Annotated in this window: 17 protein-coding genes; 13 read left to right on the top strand and 4 right to left on the bottom strand. The window is 57.2% G+C overall.

The genetic code is table 11. The features are described 5' to 3' along the window. Nucleotides 1-170 precede the first annotated feature (170 nt). The 3 genes from nadS to AQ621_RS02505 all read right to left on the bottom strand — a co-directional run bounded on the left by nadS (nt 171) and on the right by AQ621_RS02505 (nt 1,482). A complete protein-coding gene (nadS, locus tag AQ621_RS02515) occupies nt 171-455 on the bottom strand; it encodes a NadS family protein (RefSeq protein WP_058340132.1) in 285 nt (94 codons plus the stop codon). Beyond that, complete coding sequence (locus AQ621_RS02510; RefSeq protein ID WP_201785315.1) at nt 442-777, bottom strand: type II toxin-antitoxin system RelE/ParE family toxin; 336 nt, start codon at nt 775-777, stop codon at nt 442-444. The genes nadS and AQ621_RS02510 overlap by 14 nt, the downstream gene beginning before the upstream one ends. A gap of 75 nt (nt 778-852) precedes the next feature. Continuing rightward, the gene (locus AQ621_RS02505; protein WP_058340130.1) at nt 853-1,482 is read right to left on the bottom strand and encodes an HPP family protein; all 630 of its coding nucleotides are present in this window, start codon (nt 1,480-1,482) and stop codon (nt 853-855) included. An 88-nt stretch (nt 1,483-1,570) separates the two neighbouring features. On the opposite strand from AQ621_RS02505, the gene AQ621_RS02500 reads away from it, so the two are divergent. From AQ621_RS02500 to AQ621_RS02490, 3 genes are read left to right on the top strand one after another with little or no spacing between them, the layout of a single operon-like run. After that, on the top strand, nt 1,571-2,860 hold the full coding sequence (locus tag AQ621_RS02500) for an intermembrane phospholipid transport YdbH family protein (protein WP_058340129.1): 1,290 nt from the start codon (nt 1,571-1,573) through the stop codon (nt 2,858-2,860). Between the two features lie 2 nt (nt 2,861-2,862). Beyond that, nucleotides 2,863-3,045 (top strand): YnbE family lipoprotein, encoded by a 183-nt coding sequence (locus tag AQ621_RS02495; RefSeq protein WP_036219367.1) that lies wholly within the window; start codon nt 2,863-2,865, stop codon nt 3,043-3,045. Between the two features lie 41 nt (nt 3,046-3,086). Further along, a complete protein-coding gene (locus AQ621_RS02490; RefSeq protein WP_058340128.1) occupies nt 3,087-3,431 on the top strand; it encodes a YdbL family probable chaperone protein in 345 nt (114 codons plus the stop codon). Nucleotides 3,432-3,657: 226 nt separating this feature from the next. Here the strand turns inward: AQ621_RS02490 and AQ621_RS02485 are convergent, their stop codons facing one another. Continuing rightward, nucleotides 3,658-5,178 (bottom strand): putative bifunctional diguanylate cyclase/phosphodiesterase, encoded by a 1,521-nt coding sequence (locus tag AQ621_RS02485; RefSeq protein WP_082640860.1) that lies wholly within the window; start codon nt 5,176-5,178, stop codon nt 3,658-3,660. Nucleotides 5,179-5,378: 200 nt separating this feature from the next. On the opposite strand from AQ621_RS02485, the gene AQ621_RS02480 reads away from it, so the two are divergent. The 10 genes from AQ621_RS02480 (at nt 5,379) to nrfD (ending at nt 19,483) form a co-directional block, all read left to right on the top strand. Then, a complete protein-coding gene (locus AQ621_RS02480) occupies nt 5,379-7,301 on the top strand; it encodes a sensor domain-containing diguanylate cyclase (RefSeq protein ID WP_158499520.1) in 1,923 nt (640 codons plus the stop codon). Between the two features lie 24 nt (nt 7,302-7,325). Further along, a complete protein-coding gene (locus AQ621_RS02475; protein ID WP_058340125.1) occupies nt 7,326-8,234 on the top strand; it encodes an ROK family protein in 909 nt (302 codons plus the stop codon). Nucleotides 8,235-8,323: 89 nt separating this feature from the next. Then, nucleotides 8,324-8,656 (top strand): hypothetical protein, encoded by a 333-nt coding sequence (locus AQ621_RS02470; protein ID WP_201785313.1) that lies wholly within the window; start codon nt 8,324-8,326, stop codon nt 8,654-8,656. Nucleotides 8,657-8,830: 174 nt separating this feature from the next. Then, the gene (locus AQ621_RS02465) at nt 8,831-9,838 is read left to right on the top strand and encodes a hypothetical protein (protein WP_058340124.1); all 1,008 of its coding nucleotides are present in this window, start codon (nt 8,831-8,833) and stop codon (nt 9,836-9,838) included. After that, entirely contained in the window at nt 9,838-12,969 is a 3,132-nt protein-coding gene (locus tag AQ621_RS02460; RefSeq protein ID WP_058340123.1) for a DEAD/DEAH box helicase, read from the top strand. Before AQ621_RS02465 ends, AQ621_RS02460 begins: the two co-directional genes overlap by 1 nt. Continuing rightward, nucleotides 12,966-14,648, top strand: coding sequence for a class I SAM-dependent methyltransferase (locus tag AQ621_RS02455; protein ID WP_058340122.1), 1,683 nt, complete (start codon nt 12,966-12,968; stop codon nt 14,646-14,648). The genes AQ621_RS02460 and AQ621_RS02455 overlap by 4 nt, the downstream gene beginning before the upstream one ends. 354 nt (nt 14,649-15,002) lie before the next feature. Further along, nucleotides 15,003-15,461, top strand: coding sequence for a fibronectin type III domain-containing protein (locus AQ621_RS17215; RefSeq protein ID WP_082640857.1), 459 nt, complete (start codon nt 15,003-15,005; stop codon nt 15,459-15,461). 73 nt (nt 15,462-15,534) lie between these two features. Next, nucleotides 15,535-17,391: a bifunctional diguanylate cyclase/phosphodiesterase gene (locus tag AQ621_RS02445; protein ID WP_058340121.1), complete on the top strand. Its 1,857-nt coding sequence runs from the start codon at nt 15,535-15,537 to the stop codon at nt 17,389-17,391. Between the two features lie 222 nt (nt 17,392-17,613). After that, nucleotides 17,614-18,393, top strand: a complete 780-nt coding sequence (dsrO, locus tag AQ621_RS02440; protein ID WP_058340120.1) for a sulfate reduction electron transfer complex DsrMKJOP subunit DsrO — start codon at nt 17,614-17,616, stop codon at nt 18,391-18,393. Next, nucleotides 18,374-19,483 carry an NrfD/PsrC family molybdoenzyme membrane anchor subunit gene (gene nrfD / locus AQ621_RS02435; RefSeq protein ID WP_058340119.1) on the top strand — a complete coding sequence of 370 codons (1,110 nt, stop codon included), beginning with the start codon at nt 18,374-18,376 and terminating at the stop codon, nt 19,481-19,483. The genes dsrO and nrfD overlap by 20 nt, the downstream gene beginning before the upstream one ends.

Genomic DNA, 19,483 nt, shown 5'->3' with positions numbered 1-19,483 from the left:
GTGGACTGACCCCTCCAGGCACCAGGTTTACGCACTGGGGGGCTGCCCCTGAATTGACTAGGGGTCTGTCCCTACGTGGACTGACCCCTCCAGGCACCAAGTTCAGCCAGGCACCGTGCCTTGGGAAGCTGACCCCGTCGCCGTTCTGTTGGCGACGGTCGCCTGATAGCTTAGTGAGATGCAAGCTCGCTGTAGAACGCAGGGTTTTCCTGAATCGTTGCGAGCACTTTCGCTGCCAGGCCGGTTGGGTTCCTGCGTTTGCTTTCCCAGCTTTTAATCGTATCTACGCTTGTCCCCATCGCCGTGGCAAATTCTGCTTGCGAGACATTTAATTGGGCGCGGATAGCTTTGACATCCGATACTTCATGGCGAGTGATCCGGCCGGCTTTAATCTTACCTTTCTTGATGTCGACAGCCTCTTCCATTGAGGCCTGGAGTTCATCAAATACGCTCATTGGGCTCATCTCCCTTAAGCTGCTGGGCCAATATTTTCAACTTGGCTTTCTCTGCTGAAGTCAGGCTATCTTTTTCGCTTTTCGGATACGCCAGAATCAAATAAATGACCTCTCGCGTCGCCAGAAAATAGATCACCCGTGCTCCACCGCTTTTACCTCGATTCTGAAGAGGCATTCTTACTTTTCTGAGCCCTCCTGTACCTTGAATAAGGGCGCCTCTTTCAGGGGCCGCTATCAAGAGGCGCTGAAGTTCTCTTAATTCGTCGTCCGTTGCTATCTCTTTGATCTGGCGCGTAAATATAGGAGTTTCAATAAACTCGATGGCCTTGTGCACGGTTAGCAAATCCTTTTGCTGAACTAGTTTTGTGTACATAGTACGCCAGCCGAATGAATGGAGTCAAACCCCAACCTTAGACCCCTCCGTAGCCGGCGCCACCCCACCACCACCCCAAACCGGATAAGGAATCCCCGCCAGGCGGTTCATCACAAAGGCATGGGCCAGCAGCAGGGCTACGCCGGCCATCAGAATAGGCAACTGGGCCGGGTTGGGCATCAGGCCCAGGGAGACGATCAGGGCGGTGGCGCCGGCGGGAGGATGGGCTACGCGGAATACCACCATCAGACAGCTGGTGAGGCCCAGCGACAGCGCTGCAGCGCCTACCCTGGACAGGTCAACGCCGGTTGCGAAGGCGGAAGGCTGGCCCTGCAGGCCGAAAATGTACAGGCACAGTAACCCCATCAACGCGCCAATCAGGTGCCCGCACAGGGTATTCCGGGGCGACGCCGGCTGGGCCATCGGTACGTAGAACAGGATAAACGCCGTAGCGCCCAGCGATGGAAAGATAAACGCCTCCTGCGTAACCAGCGCCACAAACGACACCAACGCAATGCTGAAGCTACCATTCACCAGGTTGAACACCGCCATCACCGTGGTGCGGCTGTAACGGCTGGCTAACCGCTCCAGGTGCAGTGCATGAATCAGCCCTTTGGCCAGCTGCCAGCGAAGTTGTTCGTTGCGACGTCCCATAACGCGGTAAAGTGCCTCCACACGGTGCCATAAAAAGGGCGCGATACTAGGCACTGACGGATATCAAGGCAAACAAGGATTTTCGATAATGGTTAAGGGCCCGCTCAATAACCGCTCAAGCCTGGACTTGGTGCCTGGAGGGGTCAGTCCACGTAGGGACAGCCCCCTGGTCTGGCCGCTGGTGGTGGTTTTTTGGCTGCTGATGGCGGGGCCGGCGGGTGCGTTGGAGTTTGAGGTGCAGCAGATCCGGTTCGGGCTGGAGGACATCAGTCATCCGGCGTTGAAGCCGCAGGGGTGGTTGTTTACCGGGCGGGTTGGGGGTTCGTTGTCGGATGTGCAGCTGGAGGGGCAGATCAGTAATGATGCGGGGCTGGAAGCGGATATCAGTGTGCGGCATGTGGCCGGTGAGTTCCAGAGCATACGGCTGAGCACCACCATGGCCGGCAGCGAGGCCGTCGGCATCTTCAGGAATACGCTTACCAACTGGCCGGAGCAGCTGAACCTGCTGGAACTCGACAGCGGCGAACTCAGCGCCGAGGTGACCATTCATCTGCAACCCGACACCCCCATGGCTGTGCACAGCCGCGTGGAGTTTCGGAACCTCAGTGGCCTGATGGACCGAACTGCCATCACCAACCTCAGCGGCCACCTGCTGTTCAGCCTTGAAAACAACCAGCTCACCGCACGCCTGCGGGACACAACCGTCGGCCAGATCAACTCCGGCATCGGCATAGGCCCCATCAGCCTGCTGGCGGATTACCGGGCTGCTCAGGCAGAGCCGTTCGCCGGCGAGCTCAGCATCCAGCAGGCGAATGCCGAATTCCTGGATGGCCGCCTGCGCATCGCCCCGCGTACCATCAGCCTGGCTGACCAGCCCGTCAGAATCCCCGTGGAGGCCCACGAAATCTCCCTTACCCGCCTGCTGCAGGTATACCCCGCGGAGGGCTTTGAAGGCTCCGGCCTGCTCAGCGGCGCTATCCCCCTGGAAATCTCAAGCACCGGTATCGAAGTACAGCAGGGCAGCATTACCGCCCTCAGCCCCGGCGGCACGCTCAAACTGCCGGCCGACCAGCTGCAGGCCATGCTCGGCAGCGACGGCACGGTAGAAACTGTAACCCGCGCTTTGCAAAACTTTCATTATTCGGTGCTCAGCAGCGCGATAGACTACGATGAAAAGGGCAAACTCACGCTTGGCCTGCGCCTTGAGGGCAACAACCCGGACATCCGCAACGGCCAGCCAATTGTGCTCAATGTGAACCTGGAAGAAGACATCCCCGCGCTGCTCACCAGTTTGCAGTTGAGCGGCAGAGTAAACGAAGCCGTTACCGAACGCGTTCGCGAACGGCTGCAACAATCCGGGCAGGAGGCAACACCATGACCATGCTAAAGCGCCTACTGCTGCCAATACTGCCGCTGGCGCTCATCGCCTGCACGCCAACGGTACAAGTGGCCGCACCCAAAGAACCCATCACCGTAAACCTGAACGTAAAAATCCAGCACGAAATCTACGTAAAGGTGGACAAAGAAGTAGACGAACTGTTCAGCGAACAAGGCCTGTTCTGAACACACCCGGCCACCACCAAACGCTGATCAAGGAGTTGACCATGAAACGAATCATCCAAACCGCGGCCTTCATCCTCGCCCTTGGCGTGGCATTACCAGCACTGGCCATGGGCCTGGAAGAAGCCAAGCAACAGCTGGAAACCGCAAAACAACAAGGCCTGCTAGGCGAAACCCCCGCCGGCTACCTGGATGTAGTGCGCGCAGAAGGCAACGCCCGGGAAGTGGCCGAAGCCATCAACAACGCCCGACGAGAGGAATACACCCGCATTGCGGAAAAGCACAATATTCCGGTAACCCAGGTGGAAACCGTGGCGGGCAAAAAGGCTATAGAGAAAACGCCGGCGGGGCAGTTTGTGCTTGTTGGGGGCAGGTGGATTAAGAAGTGAAGGGGTCTGTCCCAACGCAGACTAGGGGTCTGTCCCAACTCAGACTAGGGGTCTGTCCCAGCTCAGACTAGGGGTCTGTCCCAACTCAGACTAGGGGTCTGTCCCTACGAGGACAGACCCCTCAACGTACCAAGTTGAGTCAGACTAGAACCAGGCTTGGTGCCTAGAGGGGTCAGTCCACGTAGGGACAGACCCCTAATCAGTCCACGTAGGGACAGACCCCTAATCAGACCCCTTCCTGAGCCCAGCTAACCAGCGCCTCCAAAGCCATAGGCCGAGCAAAGTAAAACCCCTGAAAGCGGTGGCAGCCCCAGGCTCTTAGGATATCGAACTGCGCCTCGTCTTCCACGCCTTCGGCAACCACGGTCAGGCCCATTTCGCGGGCCATGGTGATTACGCCTTTGCACACGGCGGCATCTTTGTGGTTGGTGACCACGTTTTCCACGAACGACTTGTCGATTTTGATGCTGCTGGCGGGCAGGTCTTTCAGGTAGCTGAAGCTGGAAAAGCCGGTGCCAAAATCATCAATCGCCGTGGAAATTCCCAGCTCCTGCAGGGAATTCACCAAACTAATAGCGCGGCAGCGGTCTTTCATCAGCACGCCTTCGGTCAAATCCAGCTCCAGCAGATCAGCCGGCAGGCCGGTTTCGGCCAGAATCTTCTTCAGCTTGTCCAGAAACCCCGGGCGGTGGAACTGCAGCGGCGACAGGTTCACCCCCATGCGTCCGGGCAGCAGCCCCATTTCCTTCAGCTGAACGGCATCCTTACAGGCCTGGGTGAAAATCCACTTGCCCAGCGGCACAATCTGGCCGGTTTCCTCTGCCAACGGCAGAAAACGCTCCGGCGCAATCAGCCCGCGAGTGGGGTGCTGCCACCGCACCAGCGCTTCCACACCGAAAAACTTGCCGTTCTGGTCTACCTGAGGCTGGTAATGCAGGAACAACTGGCCGCTGCGAATGGCCTCTTGCAGATCCTGGCGCAGGGTAACCCGGCGTGAAAGCTTGGCGTCCAGCTCTGCCGAATACACCTGAAACGTATCCCGGCCCTGGCGCTTGGCCTTGTACATCGCCATGTCTGCCTGGCGAATCAGCTTCTCTGGCGACGTTTCGCTGTCATCCAGCAGGCTGATCCCGATACTGGCAGACAAGTACAGCTCATGGCCGCCCACCTGCTGGGGCAGAGCAATCTTCTGCAGAATGCGTTCTGCCACCTCTTCTGCCTGCCGGGCCGATTCCAGGTCTGGCAGCAGCACCACAAACTCGTCGCCACCAAATCGGGCCAGGGTGTCGGTAGGGCGAATGCACGCCTCCAGCGCCCGCGCCACCGCCACCAGCAGGCGGTCGCCCACCTTGTGGCCCAGGGTATCGTTAATGGGCTTGAACTCGTCCAGGTCTATAAATAGCACCGCCATCAGCCGGTTGTTCTGGCGGGCCAGGGTAAAATCCTGCTGCAACTTCTCTTCAAACATCGTGCGGTTGGCCAGGCCTGTCAGCGCATCGTGTGAAGCCTGGTACGCCAGCTTCTTCAGCAACAACGCCCGGCCAGACGAACGAAACAGCCAGGCAGACATAACCATGCCACCCACCACCAGCGTGAGCGACCCGGCCCAGGAGAAACGCAGCGGCTCCGGTACCGGCAACTGCGGAAAGGCAGACGCCAGCAAACCGGCAAAACCGGCCAGCAAAGTGCAGGCCAGCAGCAACAATGGCCAGGCCTGCAACCGCAGTGCGTGAGAAACTTGTGGCATAGACGGAGCGCCGCCTCAGAGTGGAAGAAAAAAGCCGGCGCATATTGTTAGGCCAGTTTGTTTTTTGCACAACGGCAGTTGTGTAAATAAAGCGTCAAACACGTAAATTCTTGCAAAATCCGGGGTGGATGGTTGTCCAAAGCACAGCCATAGTGCAGATTGACTACCATGAGCCCGCCAAACTGATAGAAACGTTTAATATGCCGACCTGGTTCTCCCGTCATTCATTGCTGCTTCAAAGTTCCGCTTTGCTGGTCCTTATTGTTGTCGTCATTTTTGTCACTCAATACCCCACCTACCAGAAAGATCGGGAGCTGAAACAAGTCGACATCAACCGTAACCTGGAGCTGATGCAGCTGATGACAGCCGGCTATGTGCAGCAACTGACACGAGATGCCGATGTAATTGCCGCCTCTCCGGTGTTGCAGATGTACATAAGAGACCTGTCCGCAGAGGGCTTGCTATCTTTAGAACAGGCGTTTCTGAACCTCGCAGGTCTGAGGCCAAGTTATGACCAGCTACGTTATATAGATCGTTCCGGAGTTGAACAGGTTCGGGTTAACAACTACAACGGTGAGCCACAACTGGTCACGCAGGGCTTACAGCTTAAAATCCATCGTGACTACGTGAAAGCGGGGCTGGCAGGAGAGGCGGGGAGCGTCTTTGTGTCCCGCTTTGACCTAAATGTTGAAAATGGCCGCATTCAAGTTCCCTTTGTGCCCACGGTTCGGGTAGTCGCCAGCGTACACGTGGATGGTGAACAGGGTGGCATGGTGGTGCTCAATGCCAAGGCGAATGAATTGCTGCAACACCTGCGCACAGCGTTGCCGGACGGTACTGACCTGGTCGTGCTTGACGACGCCGGCGGTTGGATAGCCGGTGGTGGTGTTGCCGACTGGGCGTTTGCTGATGATTCCGCCAGTCGGTTTTCGGCTAGCTATCCGGCATTGTGGCAACAAGTGCGTGGCGCTCAGCAGGGACAGTTCGAGTTGGAAGACGAGTGCTATAACTACCGCTGGCACCGTTATTCGGATCCTCGCGTTGAGTCTCCCGAACTGTTGCTGGCCCAGCGAACGGCAGGGGAGCCCTGTTCGGCCGTCGGGATGGATTCGGTCAAAAAAGCGGGCGTTCGGCTGATTTCCGGACTGCTGGTAACCTACCCCTTGCTCTTGCTATGGCGACGCGCTAACACGCGTAAGTGGCAAATGCAGCGGGTGCTGGCAGAAAACTACCATCAGTTGCAGGTGGTTACGCAAATGTCCGGGCACGGGTTGTTGATGGTAGACCAACAATGCCGGGTGCAGTGGATTAATCCGGAAGGTGAACGGCTTTTGGGCTGGACAGAAGCGGAGCTGATTGGCCGCGACCTGCACCAAACCTGCCACGTTACCCCGGATGGCCATAGCCTGCATGACGGGCCTTGCCCGACACTGCACACCCTGGCTACAGGCGAGGACAGCCGCGCAGACAAAGAGCGCATGGTAGGCAGGAATGGCCGCATCGTGCACCTGAGTATGAGTGTTCGGGCGTTTGGTGATCCTGAAAACAGAGGTGCCATCCTGGCCATTGCAGACGTAAGTCGCCATGTTGAGACAGAGCGTAACCTGACCCAGCTGGCCCGCACAGATGCCTTAACCGGAGTATTAAACCGGGGCGCATGGTTGTCGGTGGTAAGCAGCTGGGTGGACAACGATAATGCCGCGCTCTATGTCATCATGTTGGATCTCGACCACTTCAAACGTGTGAACGATACCTTCGGCCATGGCGCGGGTGATACAGTACTAAAAACCTTTGTAAAGACCGTCAGTCACCTTCTGAGAAGGGATGATGTGTTTGGTCGCCTGGGGGGAGAGGAATTTGCCTTGGCCGTGCGCCACCTGACCAAGGAGCAAGTGTTGGTCCTGGCTGAGCGGATTCGCGTGGCGGTGGGTGACATGCTGTGCACCCTGGACGACGGCCAGGAAATTACCATAACCACCAGTTGTGGTGTGGCACAGTATAGTGGCGAGGAAAGCTTAAAACAGTTGCTGGAAAAGGCAGACAAAGCCCTTTACCTTGCAAAGCACGCAGGCCGGAACCAGGTTCAGTTTTACCAGCCGATAACGGATAACGGTTCAGAATAACCGGGCTGCGGCACAGGGAAACGTATGCAAAACTGGCTAACAGGCATAGACCTGGGCGGCACCAAAACCGAAGTGATCCTGCTGGATGATCAATCCAACGAACACTTCCGCAAACGGGTAGCCACCCCGGCCGGCGATTACCAGGCCACCCTGCACACCATCCACGCCCTGGTAAAACAAGCCGAAGCCCACGCCGGCACCACCGGCATACCGGTAGGCGTAGGCATACCCGGCAGCATTTCCCGCAAAACTGGCCGCATCAAAAACGCCAACTCCACCTGGCTGAACGGCCAACCCATGCAGCAACACCTGCAAGAATTACTGCAAAGGCCCGTAACCCTGACCAACGACGCCAACTGCCTGGCGCTCTCCGAAGCCACAGACGGAGCAGGGCGAAACCACCACACCGTATTCGCCGCCATACTGGGCACCGGCTGCGGCGCAGGCATAAGCGTGAACGGCCAGCTGCTTACCGGCCCCAACGGCGTAGCCGGCGAATGGGGCCACAACCCGCTGCCGTGGACGCAGGAAGCCGAACTGCAACAGCGCCCCTGCTTCTGCGGCCGCCACGGATGCAACGAAACCTTCCTGTCCGGAACCGGGCTATCACTCACCCACAAACTGCGCACCGGCCAGCAACTGCCCGCCCACACCATTGTTGAACATGCCGGGCATGGCGACCTGCAAGCCACCGAAACCCTGCACCAATACCTGGAACACCTGGCCCGGGGCCTGGCTGCCATCATCAACGTGATCGACCCGGACATCATCGTACTCGGCGGTGGTATGAGTAACGCCGAACAGCTCTACCAGGAACTGCCCGCCCGCCTGCCCGGCTACGTGTTCGGCGGCGAGTGCGACACACCCATCGTAAAAGCCGCCCACGGCGACTCCAGCGGCGTGCGCGGAGCGGCCTGGCTGGCCAATACCTGAACCCACTCACAAAAAATCCACCGCACGACGCTACCTGTCGCCCCCGTGACTAAACTGGAAGTAACGGCAACACCGGGGGAGATAACACCATGGCGAAGCACTTGATGATTGCCCTGGCCATTGTATTGTTAGTGCTGGCCTCCGGGTGGCTGCCCGCGCAGGAAAACTGCACCTACAGAAAAGACGCCCTGGGCAACATGCGCTACCAGTGCGACAGCGGCGAACAGGGCACCCTGCGCAAAGATGCATTCGGGCACTGGAACGACAACCGAACCGGCAACCGCTACGGCAAAGACAGCCTTGGAAACTATCGGTCTTCTGATGGTGAAGAGGTGTGGCGGAAGGATTCGCTGGGGAACTGGCGGAACCGGGAAGGGCGGCGGTGTAGGGAGGATGCGTTGGGGAATCTGGTGTGTGAGTAGGGCGGGTGGTTCGTAAACAAATGCAAAATTTTGTGTGAGTTTGATCGAACTCCCGGGAATGCCTTGGATTATTGTACTTAGAAGGCTAATGTTCTTTCAGGCCTGTGCTTTGTCACGGGTGGATGCATAACCCGGTAACTCGGGTTGAACAAAGGAATGTAAGGAGTATAAGAAATGCCCTCCAGAATCGCTCTCCGTCGAATTTTCACTGTAACAACCCTGGGTTTGCTCACCGCTTGTGGCGGAGGCGGGGGTGGCAGTGATGATGGTGGCTCACAGCAAACACCTCTTTCTCTGGACCCAAATAACTACGGCTCTAATCCTGCTCCGATTCGCCAGGTATCTGACCTGGATCGCTCCGTAGGTGTATACGACGACCTGACGGAAATTCAGACGCTCGTCGACGATGTGGACTACGCCTTATCCAGCACAGCCACCGGGTACTCTGCTACGGCTTCTAACTACTGCTCACAAGAAGCCGGAAATCTGGAAATCAAGGAAGAAGAAACTGGGCCCTACAGTGGCCGAATATCCTACCGTTTTGACGACTGCCAGGTTGCCGGATACCCCGAGACGCTCTGGCTGGATGGAACCCTGGTTATCGAAGGTTCCGGCGATGAGGTACAGGGCACCGTTAAAGAAACCTACGCGATAACAGGCCGTATCGGTGCGGACGGCGCGCCACTGGGTATTAAAGGAACGCTGACTTCCAGAATTACCGAGCGCAGCTACGATGATCAGTCTATCGAAATTACCAGCCCGGCGATGGAGTACCTGCTTCGTTCGAAATATGTTGCGATCCGTGATTCCAGAATGTCTGTGGCAATCAAGAACGATAGTTTCAGCCTGAGCATGCAATCGGATCTGATCGGGTCGGCTATTGGTGGTTTTGTCACGGTCACTACGCCAGTCACCATTTCTGGGCCTCTGAATGGTTGTCCCACCCAAGGGCATATGAAGATGAATGGTGATGGTGTGGTCGAAGCTAGGTATGGTCAGACTACCGGGACAGCCGCAGCAGTAGAGATTTTGCTGAATGGAAGTCAGGTGGAAAACCTGGACAGTTGCTACCGCAGCCTACCCGCTGTTGTTGGCGGCGGAAATACAAGTACTCCTTTACCGAGCGATAACTATTCGAGCACGCCTGTGGAGACAATGCCGGATAGTGCCCCGAGTGAATAATGCAACAAACCGGAATCTACGAGCAGCTAATCACCAAGCTCATCGAAAGCCGTCTCGACAGAGACAAGTTCTACGTTGGTGAACGCCAGCTCAACAGCGCCGAAGCCTCGGTGTGGCTGTCACGATTCCTGTCCAACATTCTGGAATTTGCTATTGAAGCCGTCCCGTCGGGAGACGACCGGCTTCAGGAGCAAATCGAACTCTCCAACCAGCTGCTGATGTGGCTCAAGAGCCAGATTTCAGACGAAGGCTTTCTGGAAGAGAACCTGCTCGATAGCCAGGGAAAGATCCTGACGGCTCTGTACGAGTTGGAAAACCCGGTTGCTGCCAACCTCCAACAGTACGTTGAAGATATCTTCCCTCTAACGGGATTAACCCAAAGCGAGCTGTTCTCAGGCAGCAATGCGGGTCTCTCGCTCGAATCGGAACTCAAGCGCGAAATTCTGTCAGCAGACAAAATCTACTGGCTGGTGTCGTTCATCAAATGGGCCGGCATCCGCATTTTCCGGAAAGAACTGGAAGCCTTTACCGCCAGTGGCCGGGAGCTCAAGATCATCACCACTTCCTACATGGGGGCAACGGATGCCAAAGCCGTTGAGTACCTGGCGAGTCTGCCGAACACCGAAGTGAAGCTGAGCTACAACACCGAGCGTGAAAGGCTGCACGCCAAAAGCTATTTATTCCTCCGGAATACGGGCTTTCACACCGGTTACATTGGCTCATCAAACCTGTCCCGATCGGCGCTGACCAACGGCCTTGAGTGGAACCTGAAGATCACCTCTCAGGAAATTCCTCACATCATCAACAAATCTCTCAGCACCTTTGAAACCTATTGGGCCTCGGAAGACTTTGAGCGGTTTGATGGCCAGGCTGAGAGTACCGAAAAGCTCAACCGCGCACTAAAACAACAAAAAGGATTGGACGCCCCTGGCTCCTCCCACTATTTCGAAATCACGCCGTTCCCCCACCAGAAGGACATTCTGGAGCAGCTGTCCGTGGAAAGGGACGTTCATCAGCGTTTCCGTAACCTTGTTGTGGCCGCGACCGGTACTGGCAAGACGCTGATTTCAGCTTTTGATTTTCAGCGCTTCCTGAAAGCAAAGCCAAACGCCCATTTTCTGTTTATGGCACACCGGGAAGAAATTCTGCGCCAAGCCCGCGAAGCCTACCGTGGCGTGCTGCGTAATAATGCCCTCGGAGAACTCTGGGTAGGAGGCCAGTTGCCGGAACACTACCGCCAGTTGTTCGTGTCGATTCAGACCCTGAACAACCAGCTGGACCAGCTGAAACTGACCAAAGACTATTACGACTACATCGTAATTGATGAAGTGCACCACATTGCCGCCTCCAGTTACCGGGCGGTACTGGAACACTTCTCGCCTGAGATACTGCTGGGCCTGACCGCAACACCAGAACGGCATGATGGTAGTGATATCCTAAGCGACTTTGGTGGCGTGATTGCCGCCGAACTCCGGTTGCCGGAGGCCATCAACCGACGCCACCTTTGCCCTTTCCAATACTTCGGCATAGATGACGATACCGACCTGCGCACCATTCCCTGGAGTCGTGGCCGTTACGATGTGGTTCAGCTAACCAACCTCTACACCCACAACCAGAGCCGGGTAGATAAGATCCTGCGCAGCCTGCGGGAAATCGTTACCGACATAACCAGCATGAAAGCTCTCGCTTTCTGTGTGAGCCGTGAACACGCGACATTCATGGTGGAGCAGCTCTTATTACACGGCATCAAGGCCGATGTGCTCACCAGTGACAACAGCCACGAACGCCAACAAAAGCAGCAAGCCATTCGCTCCGGGCAAATAAATGTTCTGTGTGTGGTCGACATATTCAACGAAGGCGTCGATATTCCAGAAGTGGATACCTTGCTGTTCCTGCGCCCCACCGAGAGCCTGACCATCTTCCTGCAGCAACTCGGCCGTGGACTGCGTTTGGCAGACGACAAAGACTGCTGCACGGTTTTGGATTTCGTGGGCAACTCCCGGCCGGAATATGATTTCGCCAATAAATTCCGGGCGCTGGTGGGTAAGTCAGAACGCTCAATTACGGAAGAACTGAAGCAGGGCTTTCCCCATGCACCACTGGGTTGCCGAATTGAGCTCACCAAGAAAACCCAGGAAATGGTGCTGAGTAACATCCGGCAAGCCACACTGACCATGAAACGGCTGGTGACACTTGTTCGGCAGTTCCCGCAGCACTCCACGCAGCCACTCACGCTGAAGAATTTTATAACCCATCATCCCCACATCGACCTGAACGAGCTCTACAAACGGGGTAGCTGGGCCGAACTGGTGAGCAAAGCGAAAGACGAAGACGTCGCCGATGACTCGCCGTTCAAACTAGCGAAGAAGGCCATCTACAACCGGATTTTGATCTGCGACGATCACCAGTACCTGCTGTTCCTCAAGGAACTATGCCAGGCCGGATTTAGCTGGGACGACACCAGCAATCGCCAAGCCCTGATGTGCCATTACGACTTCTGGCAGAAAGCCGGGCCGGAGCTGGAGTTTGATTCGCTGGCACAAAGCCTGGCAGAACTCAGCAAGTTGGGGCTGGAACAGGAGCTGGCGGACGTGCTCGACTGGAAACTGGCGAAAACCAAGCACGAACAGCCGGCCATGCCGGAGTTACAGGAAGTCCCGCTGCGATTGCACGCCCGCTATTCCCGAGAGCAGATTCTGGTTGGCTTTGGTGCCATGACGTTCAAGCACCAGCCGCCATCGAGGGAGGGCGTTTATGTCATCCAGGATCAGAACATTGAGCTGCTGTTTGTCACCCTGGACAAGAACGAAAAGCAGTTCTCCCCAACCACCATGTACCACGACTACGCGATCAACGAGCAGCTGTTTCACTGGCAGTCGCAAAACAGTGCCCGGCCTGACCGTGGCAAAGGTAAGGACTATATTCAACACCAAGCCATCAACAAACGTTTGTTCCTGTTTGTAAGAGAGCAAGCGAAGGACGAATATGGCCGCACGATGGGGTTTGTGAATTACGGAGAGGTTAATTACGTGTCTCACACCGGCTCTCAACCCATGAGTATTACCTGGCAACTCCGAACGCCGATGCCGAACTTTATGTGGCAGCAGGCGGCTAAGCTGGCGGTGGCATGAGTTACGGTCCCTACAACAAAAACGCCCAAAAATTCTTCACCCAATACCAGTCCCTGACCTTCGAACAGGTCCACAGCGACTGGCTCCCCCAGTTGGACAAGAAAACCGGTCTCGCGCTCGATGTAGGTGCCGGCAGCGGCCGCGATGCGTTGGCACTGGCGGAGCGTGGCTGGGATGTGGTGGCGGTGGAGCCGGCGGCGGAGTTGCGTCGGCTGGGTGAGGCGGCAACGGCTCATCGCAGTATCCAGTGGGTGGATGATTCCCTGCCGGACCTGAATGAAATCCGCAAACTCAGTTACCAGTTTGATCTGGTGCTGGTGTCTGCAGTGTGGATGCACCTTCCGCCCACCTCTCGGGAGCGTGCGTTCCGTATTTTAACGGAGCTGCTGGCACCGTCCGGTGTGTTGGTTATCACGCTGCGCCATGGGCCGGGGGATGGTGAGCGCCAGTTCTACGAAGTCTCGAAGGCCGAGCTGGACAGTTTTGCCCGCCACCGGGCGGTTATGTCGGTGCCTTTGCCGGATATGCCGCGTGCGGATCAGCTGAAACGCGAGGATGTGTGGTGGGAAACCGCCGTATACCGTCTGCCGGATGATGGCACCGGGGCGTTGCCCACGCTGCGGCATATCATCATCAATGACAACAAATCCTCCACCTACAAACTCGGACTGCTGCGAACCCTGGTGCGCATGGCAGACAGCGCGCCGGGGCTGGTACTGAACCGCTCCGATGATTGGGTAGAGCTGCCACTTGGGGCAGTGGGGCTGTTTTGGATCATGCTGTACCACCCGCTGGTGCTGAAGCATCATTTACGGCAGGCGCCGGGTTCCCGTGGTTTGGGCTTTGCCGGGGATGATTTTTATGAGTTGGGCAAGCTGTCCCCGCTGGATTTCAGGGTTGGTTTGTCGCTGTCGGCGGAGTTCGCACCTGTGGTGATGCGAGCGATCAAAAAGGCTGCCTCGAACATTCTAAAAAATCCCGCTCACTTCACCACCTGGCCGGGCACCAATCGCCAGGTTTTCGAGGGTGGCACCAGTCGACTGACTATTCGTAACGAGGCGGTTCGCCTGGACAAGGAAACCCTGGCCCGGTTCGGGCGTTTCCGGGTGCCTGCCATGCTCTGGGACACATTCAGCCGTTACGCCTGCTGGGTTGAGCCGGCCATTGTGAATGAATGGATCAACCTGGTGGGGAGCTGGGAAGCCCGTTATTCAACGGAAACCTATCATCAGGCGTTGCAGTGGGTAGAAGGGCGGCGAGATACCACGGTCGTGCGCAAGCTGGTAGAGCAACAGCTTTCCGCTGGCCCGGTGGAGTGTGTCTGGACTGCCAGAAATCTTGCCCGTACCCGCTACGATATTGACCACTGTTTTCCCTGGTCCCGCTGGAACAACAACGATCTCTGGAACCTGTTGCCGGCTTCTCATACCGCCAATGCGGCGAAGTCTGAAAAGCTGCCGGCGGATTCGTTACTGAAACAAGCCCGGCCCCGGGTGATCGAGTGGTGGGAGCACGCCATCATCGGTACTGAGCGGGAACAACAGTTCTTCTCCGAAGCGGAAGCCGCGTTGCCGTTGTTGGGGGAGAGCCGCACGGTGGATAGTGTGTTTGAAGGGATGTTGCAGCAGCGCTTGCGGTTGAAGACCAATCTGCAGTTGGCGGAGTGGCTTGGGGTTTAGCCATTCGCCTTGCCTTCCCCCCAACCCCAATTACAATGAAATTAGCTTTCAACCGAAAGCGAATGACGAGCAGGAGGCAATCATGTCCAAGAAAGAAGCGAAAAACCTGAAGAAAAAGATCAACGCCCGTAAAGCCAAGATCGAAAAGCATGAAGCCAAGATCAAGTCGCTGAAGAAGAAGCTGAAGAAAGCTGCCTGATGCGATGCGGGCCGCCCTGTGCGGCCCGTTGATACGCTAGCTATGTAGTTGTCCAGTTAACCTACCGTCACAAACAAACGCGTTTTTGTCACAGTCTCCCCGCCGCTAACAATTTAAAATTCTGCGAAATCTCTCCCTCTGCGGTGTTGTTTCCTATGCCCCATTTTTTGCAGAAATTCCCCCTGTACCTGGTTGTTGTCCTGTTTGGTGTGCTGCTGGCCGGTTGTGGTGGCGGTGGCTCTGGTGATGACGTGGGTAGCGCCCGGGCGGGTGGCTCTTCTGTGCCATCGGGGCAGGAGTCTGCTGTGGGCAGCGAGTCGGTTTCTGAACGCAAGGCGGTACTCAGCTGGACAGCGCCCAGCAGTCGTGAGGACGGTTCTGGCTTGTCGATGAGTGAGTTAGACAGCTACGTTATTCGCTATGGCCAGGACAAAGACAACCTTACTGAACAGGTTGTTGTTCCAGACGCTGCGGCCGAAGATTCGCAAAGTTACCCGTCTTACACCATCACCGGCCTAAAGCCGGGCACCTGGTATTTTACGGTGCAGGCGCAAGACCACGCCGGTCTGCTCAGCGCGCCTTCCGAAATGGTTAGCAAAAACATTTCTTCCTGATGACAATCGGTAGGAATTGTTGGCATTTCGGCTATAGTGAAACACATATGGACGTTGCCCGAACGGATTCACTATGAAGCGCAAAATGGCCGAGCTGGCAGACCAGCAAAAAATTCAGGACATGATTGCCCACCAGGTCCCGTTCGAGGAAATCCTGGGTGCCATTACCGACATGGTCGCGCGCCAGATGCCGGAGTGCGTGGTGTCTTTCATGATGTACGACCCCTCCGACAACACCCTTAGCCTGGTTGCAGGGCAGGGCGTGTCTGAAACCTACCGCCAGGCCATGCAGCGGGTTGTGATCGGCCCGAATGTGGCCAGCTGCGGCAAAACAGCCTTCACCCGCGAAGTTGTCATTACCCCGAATATAGAGCACGAGCCGGACTGGGCGCCCTTCGCGCACCTGGCCCGGGCCGAGAGCCTGAAGTCTTGCTGGTCTGTGCCGGTGCTTACCCCGGGCAATGATCTGTTGGGCACCTTTGCGGTTTATGGCCGCTATCCTTCTGAACCGGCTAGTGAAGACCTGGTGTTGATGTACCGGGCGTCTGGCCTGTTGGCGTTGGCGACCGCCCGGGAGCGCGACAGAAAAGCGCTTCAGGATCACGAGCAGCGTTATCGCAGGTTACTGTACCAGCATGAAAACACGCTGTCTGAACTGCGTTTTCAGGAAACCCACGATCCGCTAACCCGCTTGCCCAACCGCACCAGTTTTGAGGCGTTGCTGAACGAGCATTGCTGCTCGAATGGCGACCGGCTGGTGGGGTTGCTGGTGAACCTGGACGGCTTTACCACGATTAACGAAGGCCTGGGCCACACGGTGGGCGACCAACTGTTGCAGGCGGTGGCCGGGCGATTGCGGTCGGAGGTGCCGAAAGAAGCCTTTCTGGCGCGCCTTGGTGGCGACGAGTTTGGCATTCTGTTGGGCACTCGCAGTGAGTACACCGATGAGTTGCCTCTGAAGACAGCAGATACGGTGCTTGCGTTGTTGTCCCGCCCGTTTGTGGTGGGCGAGCACACGGTGCATATCAGTGCCAGCATCGGGATTGCGTCTGGCTCCGATGGCTGTGAGGGCAATTGTGCGCTGATGGCCCACGCCCATACCGCTGTGCGAGAGGCCAAGAACCAGGGGCGAAATACCTGGGAGTGGTACGCCGGCGAGCAAGATAGTTCCATTCGCGAGCATGTGGCCATTCGCCGGGAGCTGCTGGAGGCGATCGAGGGCGATCAGTTTGTGGTGCATTACCAGCCGCTGGTAGATGCCGCCACCACCGAGATTCGCGGGGTAGAGGCACTGGTGCGCTGGCAGCATCCGGAACGCGGCCTGGTGCCGCCGGGGCTGTTTATTCCGGTGGCGGAAGCAACCGGGCAGATTATCGACATCGGCCGGTGCGTGCTGCGCCAGGCCTGCCACGACATGAAGCAGATTGTTGAGCACCTGGGCAGGCCCATTACTTTGGCGGTGAACATTTCACCGGTGCATTTTCGCCGGTCCAGTTTTTTCAGTGAAATCCAGGGTGTGCTGGAAGACAGCGGCCTGAGCCCGTCTTGCCTGGAGCTGGAAGTCACTGAAGGCGTGCTGATGAGCGCGGCGGAAAAGGCCTTGGAACAGGTTCAGGCACTGCGTAACCTGGGCGTGAAGGTGGCTATCGATGATTTCGGCACCGGCTTCTCCAGCCTCAGTTACCTGCGGGACTTGCCCATCAACAAGGTGAAGATAGACCGTAGTTTCATCAACGATATCGACACCAGCCGCCACAATGCCGCCATTGTGAAAGGCGTGATCACCATGACCCACCACCTGGGCCTGGAAGTGGTTGCCGAAGGTGTGGAAACCGAAGCCCAACACGAATACCTGCGCGCCCACGGTTGCGACTTGCTGCAGGGCTTTTATTTCTCTCGCCCTGTGCCCCTGAAAGAACTCCTGAAATAGCAGGCTACAAAGATTGGCAGGCTACAAAGGGGTCGTACTCCTGGCAGGGGTACGACCCCACCCATCTGCCAGCGCCAGTCACCGAAAACCGCTTTCCCCCTAAGTACTTGCCCGTAACGAATTGTTGTCCCGCCCCACAAACTGACCGATATCAAATTCCCACAAGCCTGCTTTGCTACTGTCCAACCTAGATAGCAACCGACTCATCACGCAGGTGATTCCATGGACAAAATCCGCCGGGCCTTGCTCGGGCAGATCGCAAAGCTGACCGCCGGTGCCGCGCTGGTTCCTTTAAGCAGCCTTGCCTCTGCCGGCATTAACAGCCAACCCCCGCGCCGCGAAGGCGACCCTACCAAGCGCTACGCCATGCTGATTGATTTGCGGGCGTGTATTGGCTGCCAGGCCTGTACGGTGTCTTGCCATATCGAGAACGAGGCGCCGCTGGGCAGCTTCCGTACGATTGTTTCCCAGTACGAGGTAGAGCATGAGGAAACCGGCGACATTGCTACGTTCATGCTGCCGCGCCTGTGTAACCACTGCGACAACCCGCCTTGTGTGCCGGTTTGCCCGGTAGAAGCCACCTTTCAGCGCCAGGACGGCATTGTGGTGGTGGATAACGATGTGTGCGTGGGCTGTGCCTATTGTGTGCAGGCCTGCCCGTACGATGCCCGCTTCATTAACGAACACACCCAGACAGCCGACAAGTGCACCTTCTGTGCGCACCGCCTGGATGTCGGTCTGCTGCCGGCCTGTGTGGAGTCTTGTGTGGGTGGCGCGCGGATCATTGGCGACCTGAACGACCCAGACAGCCAGATCAGCCGCATGATGAAAGAGCACTATGAAGACCTGATGGTGCTGAAGCCGGAGATGGGAACATCGCCCCACGTGTTCTATCTGGGCATGGAAGAGCGGTTTATGTCTCGCCCACAGGCCAAGCCGGCCATTTGGGATGTGCGTACTCAGGAAGGTGAGGAGATCGGTTATGAATTCGATGGCCATTGAGGTTCTTACCCCTCGCTATGGCATTGCTTGGTACCCCTGGGCGGTGCAGTACTTTTTCATGATTGCGGTCTCTTACTCGGCGCTGTTGCTGACGGTGCCTGGGCTGATCTTTGGCAAAAAGAACTATCAGCCGCTGGCGAAGGTGGCGTTGCTGGTAACGGTTACCTGCACCCTGGTGGGGCCGGTGGCGCTGCTGGCAGATTTGCACCAGCCGCTGCGGTTCTGGCACTTCTACGCCAATCTGAATACTCAATCCTGGATGTCTATTGGCAGTTTGTTGCTGCCGCTGTACCTGGTGATGGTGCTGGCCTATGCCTGGCTGGCGTGGCGCCCGGCCATGCAGGAGCAGGCACAGGAGCCCGGCTGGATTGGCAAGCTGTCTGGCTGGATCAGCATGGGTAGCTGGCAGGCACCACGCTGGATGCTGGTGCTGGCGGGCCTGGGTGCCCTGGCGTTTGCCTTCGGCATCATGCTGTACACCGGGGCGGAAGTCGCCATTCTGAAATCCCGCCCGCTGTGGCACACCAACTGGCTGCCGGTGATGTTTGTGCTGACTGGCCTGGTGGCGGCTTCTGGGCTGGTGGTTCTGATCAACCGCTTGATGACCGGTAACGATGAAGAGATCAACCGGCAAGGTCTGAAAGTGATCTTTGTGAGCATGGCGCTTGCGGCGATTGTGGCGGCGCTTTGGGTATCTGAAGGCATCACAGGTTTCAGCCCGTCTGTTGAAGCAGCGTTTGAGTCTTTGCAGGGCAACGCGGAGTGGCGCCTGGTGGCTATTTATGGCCTGGCGGTAGGCATTGTGCTGACCCTGGCGACCCTTGCCATGCTGCGCCGCCCGGGCTGGATGACCCGTGCCTGGATTGCCGGCCTGCTGGCGGTACACATCGGCTGGACCTTCCGCTGGATGGTGCTGATGGAAGTGCAAACCGTGGCCAAGAACACCGCAGGTTATTACCAATACGCCGTTGAGGCAGGCTCCAGTGGCCTGCTTGGAATTGTCGGCACCTTCGGGTTGTGGCTGGCAGCGTTACTGATTATCGACATCCTGGTGCCCTGGAAGAAAGGCCTCCAGGCTGGCAGCCACTGA

Origin of the sequence: Marinobacter sp. P4B1, assembly GCF_001447135.1 — a bacterium.
GTDB lineage: Bacteria > Pseudomonadota > Gammaproteobacteria > Pseudomonadales > Oleiphilaceae > Marinobacter > Marinobacter vinifirmus.
This window is presented reverse-complemented; position numbering and strand designations above follow the sequence as displayed.

Coding starts and splice junctions, on each gene's coding strand:
- nadS (WP_058340132.1), bottom strand. CDS start 455: ATGAGCGTATTTGATGAACTCCAGGCCTCAATGGAAGAGGCTGTCGAC.
- AQ621_RS02505 (WP_058340130.1), bottom strand. CDS start 1,482: ATGGGACGTCGCAACGAACAACTTCGCTGGCAGCTGGCCAAAGGGCTG.
- AQ621_RS02500 (WP_058340129.1), top strand. CDS start 1,571: ATGGTTAAGGGCCCGCTCAATAACCGCTCAAGCCTGGACTTGGTGCCT.
- AQ621_RS02495 (WP_036219367.1), top strand. CDS start 2,863: ATGCTAAAGCGCCTACTGCTGCCAATACTGCCGCTGGCGCTCATCGCC.
- AQ621_RS02490 (WP_058340128.1), top strand. CDS start 3,087: ATGAAACGAATCATCCAAACCGCGGCCTTCATCCTCGCCCTTGGCGTG.
- AQ621_RS02485 (WP_082640860.1), bottom strand. CDS start 5,178: ATGCCACAAGTTTCTCACGCACTGCGGTTGCAGGCCTGGCCATTGTTG.
- AQ621_RS02480 (WP_158499520.1), top strand. CDS start 5,379: ATGCCGACCTGGTTCTCCCGTCATTCATTGCTGCTTCAAAGTTCCGCT.
- AQ621_RS02475 (WP_058340125.1), top strand. CDS start 7,326: ATGCAAAACTGGCTAACAGGCATAGACCTGGGCGGCACCAAAACCGAA.
- AQ621_RS02470 (WP_201785313.1), top strand. CDS start 8,324: ATGGCGAAGCACTTGATGATTGCCCTGGCCATTGTATTGTTAGTGCTG.
- AQ621_RS02465 (WP_058340124.1), top strand. CDS start 8,831: ATGCCCTCCAGAATCGCTCTCCGTCGAATTTTCACTGTAACAACCCTG.
- AQ621_RS02460 (WP_058340123.1), top strand. CDS start 9,838: ATGCAACAAACCGGAATCTACGAGCAGCTAATCACCAAGCTCATCGAA.
- AQ621_RS02455 (WP_058340122.1), top strand. CDS start 12,966: ATGAGTTACGGTCCCTACAACAAAAACGCCCAAAAATTCTTCACCCAA.
- AQ621_RS17215 (WP_082640857.1), top strand. CDS start 15,003: ATGCCCCATTTTTTGCAGAAATTCCCCCTGTACCTGGTTGTTGTCCTG.
- AQ621_RS02445 (WP_058340121.1), top strand. CDS start 15,535: ATGAAGCGCAAAATGGCCGAGCTGGCAGACCAGCAAAAAATTCAGGAC.
- dsrO (WP_058340120.1), top strand. CDS start 17,614: ATGGACAAAATCCGCCGGGCCTTGCTCGGGCAGATCGCAAAGCTGACC.
- nrfD (WP_058340119.1), top strand. CDS start 18,374: ATGAATTCGATGGCCATTGAGGTTCTTACCCCTCGCTATGGCATTGCT.